Origin of the sequence: Microbacterium trichothecenolyticum (genome assembly GCF_030818955.1) — a bacterium.
In the GTDB taxonomy this organism is placed as follows: domain Bacteria; phylum Actinomycetota; class Actinomycetes; order Actinomycetales; family Microbacteriaceae; genus Microbacterium; species Microbacterium trichothecenolyticum_B.
Genome location: NZ_JAUTBF010000001.1, coordinates 952,683 through 966,981 on the forward strand (window position 1 = coordinate 952,683; position 14,299 = coordinate 966,981).

General features: G+C 73.6%; 14 protein-coding genes. 5 read left to right on the plus strand and 9 right to left on the minus strand.

All coding sequences use genetic code 11. The features are described from left to right. Position 1: 1 nt before the first annotated feature. The 4 genes from QE412_RS04555 to QE412_RS04570 all read right to left on the minus strand — a co-directional run bounded on the left by QE412_RS04555 (position 2) and on the right by QE412_RS04570 (position 4,422). Positions 2–781, minus strand: a complete 780-nt coding sequence (locus QE412_RS04555; RefSeq protein WP_307480681.1) for a 4'-phosphopantetheinyl transferase family protein — start codon at positions 779–781, stop codon at positions 2–4. Then, positions 778–1,545 (minus strand): thioesterase II family protein, encoded by a 768-nt coding sequence (locus tag QE412_RS04560; RefSeq protein ID WP_307480684.1) that lies wholly within the window; start codon positions 1,543–1,545, stop codon positions 778–780. The genes QE412_RS04555 and QE412_RS04560 overlap by 4 nt, the downstream gene beginning before the upstream one ends. Beyond that, complete coding sequence (locus QE412_RS04565; protein ID WP_307480687.1) at positions 1,542–3,335, minus strand: AMP-binding protein; 1,794 nt, start codon at positions 3,333–3,335, stop codon at positions 1,542–1,544. The genes QE412_RS04560 and QE412_RS04565 overlap by 4 nt, the downstream gene beginning before the upstream one ends. 73 nt (positions 3,336–3,408) lie before the next feature. Then, entirely contained in the window at positions 3,409–4,422 is a 1,014-nt protein-coding gene (locus QE412_RS04570) for an ABC transporter substrate-binding protein (RefSeq protein ID WP_307480689.1), read from the minus strand. Positions 4,423–4,577: 155 nt separating this feature from the next. Between QE412_RS04570 and QE412_RS04575 the strand changes: the two genes are divergently transcribed. Beyond that, positions 4,578–5,393: a siderophore-interacting protein gene (locus tag QE412_RS04575; protein WP_307480691.1), complete on the plus strand. Its 816-nt coding sequence runs from the start codon at positions 4,578–4,580 to the stop codon at positions 5,391–5,393. On the opposite strand, the gene QE412_RS04580 is transcribed toward QE412_RS04575, so the two are convergent. Genes QE412_RS04580 through QE412_RS04595 form a run of 4 tightly spaced genes read right to left on the minus strand, consistent with a single transcriptional unit; the run spans position 5,324 to position 9,286 of the window. Next, positions 5,324–6,601, minus strand: a complete 1,278-nt coding sequence (locus QE412_RS04580; protein WP_307480694.1) for an isochorismate synthase — start codon at positions 6,599–6,601, stop codon at positions 5,324–5,326. The two genes, QE412_RS04575 and QE412_RS04580, sit on opposite strands and share 70 nt — an antisense overlap. Continuing rightward, on the minus strand, positions 6,598–7,335 hold the full coding sequence (locus QE412_RS04585; protein WP_307480697.1) for an SDR family oxidoreductase: 738 nt from the start codon (positions 7,333–7,335) through the stop codon (positions 6,598–6,600). Before QE412_RS04585 ends, QE412_RS04580 begins: the two co-directional genes overlap by 4 nt. Continuing rightward, positions 7,332–8,639: a lysine N(6)-hydroxylase/L-ornithine N(5)-oxygenase family protein gene (locus tag QE412_RS04590; RefSeq protein WP_307480700.1), complete on the minus strand. Its 1,308-nt coding sequence runs from the start codon at positions 8,637–8,639 to the stop codon at positions 7,332–7,334. Before QE412_RS04590 ends, QE412_RS04585 begins: the two co-directional genes overlap by 4 nt. Further along, positions 8,636–9,286, minus strand: a complete 651-nt coding sequence (locus QE412_RS04595) for an isochorismatase family protein (protein WP_307480703.1) — start codon at positions 9,284–9,286, stop codon at positions 8,636–8,638. Before QE412_RS04595 ends, QE412_RS04590 begins: the two co-directional genes overlap by 4 nt. Positions 9,287–9,488: 202 nt before the next feature. Here QE412_RS04595 and QE412_RS04600 point away from each other — a divergent pair, with 202 nt between their 5' ends. Further along, positions 9,489–10,490 (plus strand): FecCD family ABC transporter permease, encoded by a 1,002-nt coding sequence (locus tag QE412_RS04600; protein ID WP_307480706.1) that lies wholly within the window; start codon positions 9,489–9,491, stop codon positions 10,488–10,490. Then, positions 10,487–11,515 carry a FecCD family ABC transporter permease gene (locus tag QE412_RS04605; protein ID WP_307480708.1) on the plus strand — a complete coding sequence of 343 codons (1,029 nt, stop codon included), beginning with the start codon at positions 10,487–10,489 and terminating at the stop codon, positions 11,513–11,515. Before QE412_RS04600 ends, QE412_RS04605 begins: the two co-directional genes overlap by 4 nt. Before the next feature lie 67 nt (positions 11,516–11,582). On the opposite strand, the gene QE412_RS04610 is transcribed toward QE412_RS04605, so the two are convergent. Further along, positions 11,583–12,194 (minus strand): LysE family translocator, encoded by a 612-nt coding sequence (locus QE412_RS04610; RefSeq protein ID WP_307480711.1) that lies wholly within the window; start codon positions 12,192–12,194, stop codon positions 11,583–11,585. 75 nt (positions 12,195–12,269) lie between these two features. On the opposite strand from QE412_RS04610, the gene QE412_RS04615 reads away from it, so the two are divergent. After that, entirely contained in the window at positions 12,270–13,073 is an 804-nt protein-coding gene (locus QE412_RS04615; protein WP_307480714.1) for an alpha/beta fold hydrolase, read from the plus strand. Between the two features lie 58 nt (positions 13,074–13,131). Beyond that, positions 13,132–14,280, plus strand: coding sequence for an NAD(P)/FAD-dependent oxidoreductase (locus QE412_RS04620; protein ID WP_307480717.1), 1,149 nt, complete (start codon positions 13,132–13,134; stop codon positions 14,278–14,280). Positions 14,281–14,299 lie beyond the last annotated feature (19 nt).

A 14,299-nucleotide genomic window follows, 5' to 3' on the forward strand; every position in this document is an offset into this window, starting at 1 on the left:
CTCAGACTCCAACGGGGACGGAAAGACGGATGCCGACGCCGTCGGCGCCGGGAACGAGATCGCCGGCGTCGACGACCTCGGGAAGGAAGGAAGGGATGCCGAGGCGCTCGGCACCGGGGAGACTCGAGGCCTCGGCGCGCACGGCCAGCGCGCCCGGCAGCCCGCCCACGTCGAGATCGACGAGGGCGAGCTCCGCCGCGGGGGCCAGTCCGCACGCGACGACGGCCGGGCGTGCGTCGGCCGGGGCGAGGGTCAGGTGTTCGGGGTCCGCGACGAGGCCCACGCCGAGGCACTTCACCACGGCCTCGCGCCGCACCCACGCGGTGGCGAGCGTGGCGGAGGTCCACCCGGCGTGCGGCCGCTCGGCGGCGGGAAGGTAGGCGGCGACGGCGTCGGTGGCGGCGTCGGTGGCGGTGGCCGGGCGCGTCCCGGTGGGGAGTGCCGGTCGGGACGCCCCACCGATCCCCGCCTCGACGTCCACGCCCACGTCGCCCTCCGACCGGTAGGCCACGAGCACCACGCCGCCGGAGTGGGCGATCGAGATTCCGCCGGCGGCATCCGGGGTCCACGGCATGCCGGCGCGAGGGTCACCGGCCGGGCGCACGGCGATCGTGACGTCACCGGGCGCGCGGCCGGTCGCTGCGGCGACGAGCACGCGAGCGAGGACGCGCCCGGTCGTGAACTCGGCGGCGCGCGCCGGGCGCATCACCTCGAGGCGCGCACGCTCGCGGGAGCTCAGCCACGGGTGCCCGGGCTCGAGCGCGCGGGCCGCGACGATCACGCGCCCACCGCCGTCCGCACGCGCGACAGCAGCAGCTCGGGGTGGTCGAAGAGGGCGAAGTGTCCGCCGTCGAGCACCAGCGTGCCGTGATCGATCGCGCCGGCCGCGAGCAATGGCATCCATTCGGCGACCGCGGCCGGGCCCGCGACGGGGTCGTCGCGCCCGGCGACGGTGAGCAGTCCCCCCGCGCGCAGGGGGCCGCGCTCGGCGTCGGCGGCCGGGCCGGGGCGATCGAACTCGGCCGCGGCGGTGAGGTCGCCGCGCAGGGCCCGGATCGCGACCGTGAGGAAGGGCTCGTCGGCGAGCAGCACCTCGGGCGTGCCGCCGAGTCGCCGCAGCCACGCGCGCCACGCCTCGCGGTCGTCGTCGGCGGGGAGGCGTCCGCCCCGGCGTCGTCCCGGAGCGGGCCGCCCCGAGAGCACGAGGAGGTCGACCGGGATGAGAGCCGACAGCGCGGCCGCGAGCGAGGCGCCGAAGCTGTGACCGAGCAGCACCGTCGGGGTGTCGTCCGCCGTCACCTGCCCGAGCACGCCGGTGAACGCCGCGACGAACTCGGGGTACGACGTCAGGGGCTCCTCGGCGACGCGCGTCTCGTGACCCGGGTACTGCAGCGCGACGATGTGCGGCGGGTCGGCGAGACCGGCGCCGAGGCGCGCGTAGGCACCGGCCGATCCGCCCGCGTGCGGCAGGCACACGAGCCGCCACGCGGCGTCGGCCGAACCGCTCACCCGAGCGATCGCGCCGAGGTCGATCGTGCGGGTCACCGTGCGGCGCTCTCGGGCGTGCGCTGGCGCACCTTGCTCACCTTGCCCACGCCCGTGGTCGGAAACGCCGCGACGAACTCGATCGTGTCGGGCAGCTTGAAGCGCGCCACACCCCGGTCCGCGAGGAACCGGCGCAGCTCGATCGCCCGCGGCGCCTGTTCGAGGTCGCGGCGCGGGATGACGTAGGCGGCGATGCGCTCGCCGAGGGTGTCGTCGGGCACCCCCACGACCGACACATCGTGCACCACGGGGTGGCCCAGCAGGAGGTTTTCCAGCTCCTCGGGTGCCACCTTCTCGCCGCCGCGATTGATCTGGTCCTTCGCGCGGCCCACGACCCGGATGTAACCCCGGTCGTCGACCGAGACGAGATCGCCCGTGCGATAGAAGCCGTCGGCGGTGAACGCCGAGCGGTTGACGGCATCGTCCGCCAGGTAGGCGCGGATCGTGTACGGCCCACGGGTGAGCAGGTGCCCGGGCGTGCCGGTCGGCACCGGCTGGTCGTGGTCGTCGACGACACGCACCTCGTCGTCGGCCGAGATCGGCCGCCCCTGCGTGGTGACGATCGTCTCCTCGTCGTCGTCGAGACGGGTGTAGTTCACGAGCCCCTCGGCCATGCCGAACACCTGCTGCAGCGTGCACCCCAGCTCGGGTCGGACCCGCCGGGCGACGGCCTCGCTGAGCTTCGCCCCGCCCACCTGGATCGTGCGCAGCGACCGCAGCCGCTCGCCGTGCGTGGCATCGAGCCACGCGATGAGCAGCGGCGGCACGAGCGCGACGGTCGTCACGCCGTGGCGTTCGATCAGCGGGAAAGCGATGTCGGGGCTCGGGGCCGGGCACATGACGACGCAGGCGCCGACGGCGATCGCCCCGAGGATGCCGGGCGAGCTCATCGTGAAGTTGTGCGATGCGGGCAGCGCGACGAGCATCACGCTGTGCTCGTCGAGCCCGCAGATCGCGGCGCTCTCGCGCACCGAGTAGAGGTAGTCGTCGTGCGTGCGCGGGATGAGCTTCGGCCCGCCCGTCGTTCCGCCCGACAGCTGCAGGAAGGCGACGGCATCCGGTCGTGCCGGGCTCTCGCGGCGCGAGGCGGGCGCGGGGGCGTCGAGATCCGCGGATGCCACGAGCAGCACGCGTACGCCGGCGGGAGCGCCGCGGCCGGCGATGCCGGCGTAGTCGGCGTCGGCGGCGTCGGCGGGGCGACCGAGGGTGAGGATCGCGCGCGCCGCCGAGCGCGTGGCGATGTCGGCGAGCTCGCGCTCGCGGTGGGCGGGGAGCGCGAAGACGGGCAGCGCCCCGAGCAGGGCGAGCGCGAACACCGCGACGGGGTGCTCGGCGACGTTCGGCAGGAAGAGCACGACGCGGTCGCCGCGGCGGATGCCGTCGTCGGCGAGGCGCTCGGCGAGGGCCCGGACGGCTCGGTCGAGGCCGTGGTAGTCGAGCACGCGGTCGCCGTCGATCACCGCGGGGCGCGAGCCGAAGCGCTCGACCGCGGCGTCGAGCAGGTCGGTGAAGGTCTGGCCGATCCAGTGCCCGCGCGCGCGGTGGGCGGCAGCGACGTCGTCGGGGTAGGCCCGGAACGTCCGCAGGGCGTGCTCGACGCGCAACGACGCCGGACGCAGGTCGGTCCACGCCTCGTCGACGACACGCAGCGCGTCGGGGCGCGGCAGCGGCTCGGTCACCGCGGTCCAGCCCGCGGGCAGGGGCGGCCCCACCGGCCAGAGCGAGCGCTGGCCCTCGTCGTTCACCAGCACGTGGAAACGGGCGTCGGGGTCGTCGAAGGGATTCGGCATCGGGGGGAACCTTTGTATGGAAGAGCGAAGAGGAGACGGTCGTGGCGGGCGCGGGCCCGCCACGACCGGTGCGTCAGGAGCCGGTGATGGCGCTGAACGCGTACGAGGTGTTCAACGGCGACGGGTTGCGCAGGGCAGCGATCTGCACCATCGACAGGTCGACGACGTGACCGTCCTTCACGGCCGACAGCGTCGGGAACACCGCGCTGTTCTGCCAGGCCGTCTTGACGTCGGCGCTGAGGAAGGCGATGTACATGCGGTCGGCATCGGCCTGGTCGACGGTCTCGAACGACAGGCCCGCGGCACCTGAGCCGTCATCGAGCGAGGGAAGAGCGGCCGCGGTCGGGCTGAACGTCATGCCCAGGGCGTCGAAGGCGCGGACGCTGCCGTCCTCGGGGTCGTTGACGACCTTGAGGGCGTTGGGCGTGGCGAGCGAGAGCGTGTAGGTCTGCCCCTTGAGCTCGGGGTGGCTCTTCCCGGCGTCGGCGAACGTAGCGGTGTCGGCGTCGATGAGCGGCTGCACGGCATCCGTCTTTCCGAGTGCTTCGGCGATGAGCGGCGCCTCGACCTTCCAGTCGAGGTGGTGGATGTTCTTCGCGCTCGGGCCGACGACGGGGGCGATTGCCGAGAGGGCGGCGTAGTTCGCCTCGAGGTCGACGTACGAGGTCGCGACGATGAGGTCGGGGTGCAGGGCCGCGATGGCCTCGAGGTCGAGGGGCGCGCGGTCGGCGCCGGCCGCCGCGGTCTGGATGAGCGTGGGCGTCGTGGTGAGCTTCGGGGCGAGCCACGGAGCGATGCCGGACTTGTCGAACGGGAACGCGGAGGTCGCGACGGGCTCGACGCCCAGCGCCGTGACGATGTCGGCCTCCATCCAGCCGAGGGTCACCACGCGCTCGGGAGCGGCGTCGATCGTCGCCTGGCCGTAAGCGTGGTCGACCGTGACGGGGAACCCGCCCGAGGTGGCTGCGGGCGTGCTGCCGGCGTCGGCGGCACCTGTGGCGCAGCCCGACAGCAGCGCGGCGCTGACCGCGAGAGCGGCGGCCGCGGCGACCGCGCGGGCCGGACGGAGGAAGCGGGCGAGAGACATGGAACTCCTTCGGGTGGTGTGCTGTGTGTGTCGGGAGCGGGATGCCGGGCGTCGGCCATCACGCGATCCCGGAAGTAGGTTAGCCTAACCTAATACGCTGCCGCGCCTCCTCGGCGTGGCGTCGAAGAAAAAGCCCGACCATCGAGAGGATCCCCATGAGCCGCAGCCTGCGCCTGACCGAGAACCAGCGCGACGTGATCGCCCATCCGGCCCACGCACACGGCTTGGCGGACGAGATCTCTCTCGTGCGGGATGCCGCGGAGATCTCGCCTATCGTCACGCGCGTGACGATCGACCTGGGCGGTACGCCCGACGCGGCGGAGTGGGCGAAGCCGAACACCGCGATCCGCATCGAGGTCCCCGCGCTCGACGACGACGCCGCGCTCGTCTCGCGGGTCTACACCGTCCGCCGCTTCGAGGCTCCGCGCACGATCGAGGTCGACGTCGTGCGGCACGGTCACCGCACCCCGATGACGGCGTGGCTCGCCGGCATCCGCCCCGGTGACAGCGTGCGCGTGATCGGTCCGCGCACGCACCTGCTGCCCGCCCACGACGGGCGCCCGATCGAGCTCGTCGCCGACGACTCCGCGCTTGCGGCCGTGGCCTCGATCCTCGCGGCGTGGCCCGCGGGCAGTCGCGGGCGCGTGCGCACGACGAGCCGAGACGACGTGGTGCTGGCGCAGCTGCCGTCCGTGCCCGACGTGTCGGTCGAGCGCATCGTCGACGTCGCTGCCGTCGAGGCGCCGCTCGGCTCGGTGCTGTGGGCCGCCGGGGAGCGCGACGACATGCGGGCGCTGCGCGCGCGGTGCCTCGCCTCCGGCATGGACAAGGGCGACCTGCGCGTCTTCGGGTATTGGAAGAGCGGCGTGAGCAACAGCGTTATCGACGCCAAGCGTCTCGATCACTTCGCCGCGCTCCTGAAGGCGACCGGCTCGACCGACGGCGCCGACGACTTCGACATCGACATCTGAGACACCGGTGTCCGAGCCCCCGGCTCCGAGGATCCGGGCGCCGAAGCCCCCCGCACCGCAGATACCGACATCTGAGACACCGGCTCCGCGGCGCCGAGCGCGCGCAGGAGGGTGCGGAACTTCGCGCCCGTCTCCTCGATCTCGCGCTCGGGCTCGGAGTCGGCCACGATCCCCGCGCCCGCGAAGAGCCGGATCGTGCGCCCGACGATCTCGGCGCTGCGGATGCCGAGAGCCCACTCCCCGTCCCCCGTAACGTCCGTCCAGCCGACGGGACCGGCGAACGGTCCGCGCGGGACCGGCTCCAGCGACCGGATCGCCGCGACCGCGTCGGCCGTGGGCACGCCGCCGACGGCCGGGGTGGGGTGAAGGGCCAGCGCGAGCTCGGCGGAGGTGACCGTCGGGTCGTCGAGCACGCCCTCGATGGTCGTGCCGAGGTGCCACATCGTCGGCGTCGCGACGACGTCGGGGCGATCCGGTACGCGCAGGCTCCGGCAGAACGGCTCGAGGGCGGCGGCGATCGCATCGACGACGAACCGGTGCTCGCCCAGGTCTTTCGTCGAGGCGGCGAGAGCCGCCGCCCGCGCCCCATCGACCTCGGGGTCGGCGCTGCGCGGCAGCGATCCCGCGAGCGGGACGCTGCGCACCGCCGTGCCCACCCGGCGGATCAGCAGCTCGGGGCTCGCGCCGAAGAACACGCGCGGGTCGGCGGTCGTGCCGAGGTCGAACGCGAAGCCGAACGCGGTCGGATTCGCATCGAACAGCGCCTGCACGAGCGCGGCGCGCGGCACGTCGGGCGGCAGGTCGGCGACGAGGGTGCGCGCGAGCACGACCTTGTCGAGTCGTCCGGAGCGCAGGGCGTCGAGCGCCTCACCGACGATCTCGCCGAAGACGTGCGCCTCCGGCTCGGGCACGAAGCGCAGGCCGAAATCGCGCGCCGCGGTGGCGGCCACGGCGGTACGCGCCCGCACGCCGTCGCGGGCCGTCTCCGTCGTCGCGACGCGCTCGGGCACGATCAGGCGCGCATCGTGCGCGGGGTCGAAGCCGAGCGAGCCCAGCACGAGGGGCGCGCCGTCGTCGTGCGCGGCCGCGATGCGCTGCAGCACCGGGGCCGTGGCATCCGTCCGCCGTCGCCCGAAGGCGACGACCGTGCGCTGGCTGCCCCGGTAGATCGCGGAGGCGCCGCCGGGGATGGGGGCGAGCGCGCTCATGCTCCGAGCCCCGCTCCCCCGTCGACCGTGAGCGTCTGCAGCGTCACGTGCCGCGCCTCGTCCGAGACGAGGAACCCGACCACGTGAGCGACGTCGGCCGGATCGGCGATGCGCCCGAGCGGGATGCCGAGACGGAACGCCGCCGCATCTCCCGCCACCACGTCGTCGCGGCCGGCGCCGGTGACGGCGCGGAAGTCGCGCTGCATCGCGGTGTCGGTGGAGCCGGGGGCGACGATGTTGCACCGGATGCCGTGCGCCGACGCCTCGAGCCCGAGGGTGCGCACGAGGGCGTTGGCGGCCGCTTTCGAGGCACCGTAGGCGGCCATCCCCTCGCGCGGGATCGTCGCGGCGTTGGAGGTGACGGCGACGAATGACCCGCCGCCCGCCTCGATGAGGTGGGGCATCGTGGCGCGCGCGAGGGCGAGCACGCCCCCGGCGTTGATGCGCACGAGATCGAGCAGGTCGTCGATCGAGGTCTCCCGCGCGGATGCCACGTGGAACACGCCCGCCACGCTCACGGCACCCGCGAGGGGTCCGAGCCGGTCGCGGGCCTCGGCGACGGCCGCCCCCAGCGCGGCCTCGTCGGTGACGTCGGCGACGAGCGGAATCGCGCTCTCCACGGCCTCGGGCCGCGCGCGGTCGATCGCGGCGACCGAGAACCCCCGCGCGACGAGATCGGCGACGACGGCGCGGCCGATGCCGCCCGCCGCTCCCGTGACGACGACGGCGCTCACGAGACGCCGTTTCCGACGAGGGCATCGGCGAGCGCACCCCGGCGCCCCCGCACGCGCCGCGCGTCGAGCGATTCCGCGATCTCGCCGGCGCGCACGGCGACCGCCGACAGCAACGACGATGTCAGCCCGTGCGTGTGTTCGGTTCCGCCCTGCAGGTACACGGCGGGGGCGAACGCGTCGTCGGTGCGCAGGCGGTAGTCGCGCTCGACGATGACGCGGCCCTGTTCGTCGCGCGCGAACCGTGCGGCGAGCGCGGGCAGCAGGTCGTCGACCGAGACGGGCTCGTACCCGGTGGCGAAGACGACGGCATCGACCTCGAGCTCGCGGGTCGTGCCGCGCGATTCGTCGCGGACGCTCAGGGTGACGCCGTCGGGGCCGTCCACGACGCGCTCGACACGGCTGACGTTCTCGACGTGCAGGCGCCGGGCGCCCCGCACGGTCTCGGCGTACTCCCGCCGGTACAGCTCCTCGATGAGGTCGAGGTCGACGACCGAGTAGTTGGTGTTCGCGTGCACGCGCAGCAGTCGCTCGCGGATGTCGGCGGGGGCGCCGTGGAACTCGTCGATGGTCGCCGGGTCGAAGATGCGGTTGGCGTAGGGGCTGTCGTCGGCGGGGGCGAACCCGAAGCGTCCGAAGATCGCGTGCACCGCGGCATCCGGATACCCCGCGTGCAGATACTCGACGATCTCGGCCGCGCTCTGGCCGGCGCCGACGACCGCGAACCGTCCGTGGGCGGATGCCGGGAGCCCCGCGAGCGCGGAGAGGAACGCGTCGGAGTGCCAGACGCGCGGCGACGGCTCGACGTCGTGGGGCAGGCGGGGGCGGAGGCCTGCTCCGACGACGATGCTGTCGGTCTCGACGCTCTCGCGATGGCCCGCGCGCACGATGTCGACGGCCAGGGCGTCGACCCGGTCGCCGGCGCCGACGGGGCGGACTCCGACGACCTCGGTGCCGTAGTCGCACACGGGGGCGATGCGCGCGGCGGCCCACTGCAGGTAGTCGTGGAATTCGAGACGGGTCGGGAACGACGTCTTGAGGTTGATGTAGTCGATCAGGCGGCCCTGCTCGTGCAGGTAATTGACGAAGCTGAAGGAACTTTGCGGGTCGCGCAGGGTCACGAGGTCTTTCAGGTGGTTCACCTGCAGCGTCGCGCCGGGCAGCAGCATGTCGCGATGCCATCCGAAGCACTCCTGGCGCTCGAAGAACCGCGTCCGGCCGGTGTCGCCGCGTTCTTCCAGCGCGATCGCGAGGGCGAGGTTGGAGGGGCCGAATCCGATGCCGACGGCGTCGTAGCGCGCGGTCATCGGGGAACCGCCGCCACGGCGCCGGCGAGCGCCCGCGACACCTGGTCGGCGGTGGTGACGACGCCGCAGCGGCGGGCGACGTACGACAGCGCCATCTCGTGGTCTTCGCGCGAGAAGTCGGCGACCGCGTCGGCGACGAGGAACGCCTGCCGATCGCCCATGAACGCGCTCGCCGCGGTCATGAGGCAGCCGATGTGCGCGTACACGCCGGTGATGACGATCTGGTCACGGCCGAGGTCGGCGAGCAGGTCTTCGAGGCCCGAGCGCACGAACGCGTCGTACCGCCACTTGGTGAGGCGGTGGTCGTGCGCGCGCGGTGCGAGGTCGCCGATGATGCGCTCGCCGGCGCCGCTCGGCACGCCGGCGCCCCAGAGGTCGAGCTGCAGCCCCCGTTCGACGGGGGACTGCCCGCCGGGCTGGGCCGTATAGACGACGGGAACGCCCGCGGCGTCGGCGGTCTCGCGCAGGCTCTGGATCGCCGCGACCGCGGGGGCGAAGGGCTCGGCGCCGCGCACGAACGCGCCGGCGAAGTGCTCCTGCATGTCGTGCACGAGCAGGACGCTCCGTTCCGGATCGATGCGCCAGTCCAGCGTCGACGCGGGGATCTCGGTCGGCGCGGTGTAGGGCCGGATGCGGGGAAGAGCCATGGGCACCCTCTCGTCTCGGGTCGGCTGCGGTCGGTGCAGCTGGGGGGACGGCCCTCCGATCGGGGGCCGGGGCGGCTCGTCGATGCAAGCCGGCGCCCGAGCAAGTAAAGTTAGGCTAACCAAACCTTGTCAAGCGTGCCCCGACCGAGAGGACCCCGGCGACGTGACGCTCTTTCGCGTGCCCGCACGGCGGGATTTCCGGATGCCACAGCTGCGGCGCCGACGCCGCGCGGCGATCCCGCTGCTTGCGCTGGCCCTGCTCGCCGCCGTGGCCCTGAGCCTGGCTTTCGGGGGTCGCGAGATCTCGTTCCCGGCCCTGATGGACGCGGTCTTCTCGCCGGACACCTCCGACCAGTCGGCCGTCGTGTGGGGGCTCCGCGCCCCGCGGACCGTGGTCGGGATCCTCGCCGGGGCAGGTTTCGCCGTGGCGGGCGCGCTGATCCAGGCCGTCTCGCGCAACCCGCTCGCCGAGCCCGGCATCGTCGGGGTGAGCGCCGGCGCGGGTTTCGCCGTGACCCTCGCCGCGGCGGTGTGGGGCATCGCCTCACCTTCCGCGGTGGCGGGCGTGGCTTTCGTCGGCGCCCTGCTCACCACGGCCGTCGTGCTGGCGATCGGCCGGGCCGGACGCCCGGGCGGCTCAGCCCGCATGCTTCTGGCCGGGGTCGCGATCGCCGCGATCCTCGGCGGCCTGTCGACGGGCATCGCCCTGCGTGACACCACGGCGTTCACCGCCGTGCGCAACTGGGCGCTCGGCTCGATCGTCGCGACCGGGTACGACGAGGCACGGGTCATGGGCCTGGTCATCGCGGCCGGGGTGGCGCTGGCGTTCGCGTGCGCCCCGGGCCTCAACGCCCTCGCCCTCGGCGACGAACTCGCAGCCTCGCTCGGTACCCGCGCGGCATGGGTGCGCGGCGCCGGCGTCGTCGCGATCGCCCTGACCGCCGGCGGGGCGACGGCCCTGACCGGCGGGATCGTCTTCCTGGGGCTCATGGTGCCGCACGCGATGCGCTGGATCGTCGGCCCCGATCAGCGGTGGATCCTCGCGACGTCGCTGCTGGCCGGCCCCGCGCTCGTGCTCGTCGCCGACGTCATCGGGCGGCTCATCGCCGCACCCGGGGAGATCCCCGTGGGCGTGGTCGTCGCGGTCGTCGGGGCGCCGGTGCTCATCGCGATGGTCCGTCGTCGGGAGGTGAGCGGACTGTGACCGCGGTCGCCGACACCACCCGACCGGCGCCCCCGCGCCGCCGCGCCACGCGACGCGTCGCCCTCGTGACGGTCGGGCTCTTCCTCGCCGCCACCGCGCTCGCGGTCCTGTCCCTCACGCTCGGGAAGTACCCCATCGCTCCCGACCGCCTCCTCGCCCTGGCCCTGGGCACCGGGAGCGACTTCGAGCGGCTCGTGCTCGTCGAATGGCGTCTGCCGACGGCGATCGCCGCGGTCGTGTTCGGCGCCGCCCTGGGACTCGCCGGCGCGATCGTCCAGCGCCTCACCCGCAACCCGCTCGGCTCGCCGGACCTCGTCGGCATCGACGTGGGCGCCTTCACGGGCGTGGCGATCGCGATGATCCTGCTCGGCACCAAGGGCTTCTGGCAGGTCGCCGCCGCGGCCTCCCTCGGCGGTCTGCTCACCGCCGCGCTGGTGACGGTGCTCGCGTATCGGGGCGGACTGTCGACGTTCCGCCTCATCGTCGTCGGCGTCGCGGTGGCCGCGGCGCTCGGTTCCGTCAACGCCTACCTCATCACGCGCGCCGATGTGGGCGACGCCATGTCGGTCGGGCTCTGGGGAGCGGGCTCGCTCACCCGCGTGTCGTGGGAGAGCCTCGCACCGAGCGTGGTGATCCTCGTACTCGTCGGCGCCGCGGCGCTGCTCACCACCCGGTCGCTGCGCAGCCTCGATCTCGGCGACGACGTCGCCACCGCTCACGGCGTCGCGGTCGTGCGCTTGCGTCTGACGCTGATCGCTCTCGCCGTCGTCTTGACCGCGGTCGTGACCGCCAATACCGGTCCGCTCGCGTTCGTCGCGCTCGCGGCTCCCCACGTCGCCCGGCGCCTCGCTCCCGGTACGGGGCTCATCCCGGCGATCAGCGCCGGGGCGTTCCTCCTCGCCTCCGCGCAGCTCGTCGCGCTCGTGCTGGCTCTCGCGGGTATCGCCGCTCCCGTGGGTCTGGTCACCCTCTCGCTCGGCGGTGCGTACCTGCTGACGCTGCTCGTCGGCGCGCGGCGGCGGTGAGCGGGCCGGATCGCGCGAGTCATGGCATCCCCGTTCCCGAGGGACAGGGGCGAGGGATGCCGTGGACTCAGCGGCTCTCCAGCGCCAGGCGCCCCGCGAGCAGCACGTACGTCGCCGCGAAGGTGCGGCGCAGCCACGCCATGACCTTCGGGCGCGTGATGACCTGGGCGCGCATCGCGGCGGCGAAGACGCCGTACAGCGCGAATACGACGAACGTCAACGCCATGAACACCAGGCTCAGACCGATCATGTGCCAGGTGCCGTCCGCCTCGCCCGCGGGGACGAACTGCGGGAGGAACGCGAAGAAGAAGATCGTGAGCTTCGGGTTGAGGAGGTTGATGAGCACCGCCGTGCGGATGACCCGCCAGAACGAGACGGGGGTGCTGTCGGCATCCACCTCGATGAGCGAGCGATCGCGCCACACCTGCCACGCGAGGTAGAGCAGATACGCCACGCCCAGCCATTTGATGGTCTGGAACGCGACCGCGGAGGCGTTGAGGATCGCGGCAAGGCCCGTGATGGCGGCGATCATGTGCGGGACGACGCCCAGCGTGCAGCCGAACGCGGCGATCACGCCGGCCCGCGAACCGCGGGAAAGACCCGCGGCGATCGAGTACACCGCACCGGTGCCGGGTGTGGCGACGACGACCAGGGTGGTCAGCAGGAACGCAATGCTCATGGGGAGGCCTCTCGAGTCGATTGCTTCCGCACAGTACCGCAACGCAGGACGGAAAACGCATGCGAAGCTGGCTCGGTGAGCCTCGCCGATCTGCCCTTCACCGTCTCACCACTCGGCACGGCCACGGGCGACCCCGCGATCGTTCTCCCGGGCGGGCCGTGCCGAGGGGTGGAGTACCTCGCCGATCTTGCCGGTCTCGGCGACGACCGGGCGCTCGTCGTGCTGCATCCGCGGGGCACTCCGACCACCGGCGGTCTCTCGCGTGGGTGGTGGACCGACGCTGACGACGTCGTGCTCCTCGCCGACGCGCTCGGGCTCGACCGCGTCGACCTCGTCGGCCACTCCGCCGGCACGCGGCTCGCGCTGGCGACGGCGGCCCGATACCCGGATCGCGTCCGCTCGCTCGCGCTCATCACCCCACCGGCGTCGTGGCTGACGGGAACGGCATCCGACGCCGAGGCCCTCCTCGCCGACGCCGAGCCGGAGGTCCGCGCGGGCTACCGGGCGCTCACCGACGACGACGCCGAGACCGCCAAGGCCTTCCGGGAGCAGTTCCTGCGCCAGGCGCCGGCGTCGTACGCGCACTGGACGGCCCGCGAGAGTGGGCACGCCCGCGTCGGACGGATGGATCGGGATGCCGCGCACGCGTGGTTCCGCGACATCCCCGCCGACGCGGCGGGACGCGTCCTCGGCGCGGATCTGCCGCCCGCGCTCGTCATCGGCGGCGACCGCGACCTCCTGACGGGCGTGGCGCCGGTGCGGGCCTACGCCGACGTTCTCGGCGCCGGCCTGACGATGCTCGCGGATTGCGGCCACTACCCCTGGATCGAGCAGCCCGACGCGTTCCGGGCGAGCCTGAGGGCGTGGCTCCGACGCTGAAGGCCGGGGCTTACCGCCCGTGACATGATCGATGCCGCCACACGGAAGAAGGAGCAGCATGCACGTCGTCGTCATCGGAGCGGGCATCGTCGGAGTGTCGGTCGCGCGCGAGCTCGTCACGCGCGGGGTTCACGTGACGGTCCTCGAACGCGACCGCGGCGCGCAACGCGGGTCGACGGCGTTCGCCCCCGGCTTCGTCGGCATCTACAACGACGCACCGGTCCTGACCGAGCTCGCGCGCGCGTCGGTCGATGCGTACCGCGACATGGCATCGTTCTCCCCGTCGGGAGGTCTCGAACTCGCGACGACGCCGGAGGGGGCCGACGCGCTCACGCAGCGCGTCGAGGGTGCTCGGCGAGCCGGCCTCGCGGCCACGATGAACGACCCCCGGCCTCTTCCGTCATTCGTCGACGAGCAGCGGGTGATCGCCGTCGCCCGGTACGACGACGACGGCGTCACGACGCCGCACCTGCTCCGCGGCGAGGTCCGGACCGTGGCCGAGGCCGCCGGGGCGCGCTTCGTGGACGGAACCGAGGTTGTCGGCATCCACAGCGAACCCGGCCGGTGGCGCGTCGACACGGCCGATCACGGCGCGCACACCGCGGACCAGGTCGTGCTCGCCGGCGGCGTCTGGGGCCCGGGGCTCTCCCGGCTGGTCGACGTCGAACTGCCGCTCGTCCCCGTCGCGCACCCGTACGTGTACGCGGCCGCCCAGGCACCGGTCGTGGCCCCGGGCCCGTTCGTCCGCTGGCCGGAGCACCACGTCTACGCCCGCGCGCACGGGGACACGCTCGGCATCGGCAGTTACGACCATCACCCTCTGCCGGTCGATGAAGACGACCTGCGCGGAGGCGCGGGGCTGTCGTGGAACACCGCTTTCGAGGCGCCAATCGACGAGGCGCAGCGCCTGCTGCGACCCGCGGCGCGGTTCACACCGTCGCACCGGGTGAACGGCGTCTTCGCCATGACGCCCGACAACCTGCCCTTCCTCGGCGCGGTCCCGGATGCCGCGGGCGTGTGGATCGCACAGGCGATCTGGGTCACGCACGCCGGTGGCTCCGCCCGCGCGCTGGCCGCCGCGATTGTCGACAGCGTGGCTTTGCCCGCGGAGCTCACCGTCGATCGCTTCGCCGGCGAGAGCGCCGACGGCCTGCGCGCGTCGGCACTGCGCCTGTATCGCGACATCTACGCCAACGACGCGATCTGAGCCCTCGGCGACGACCCTC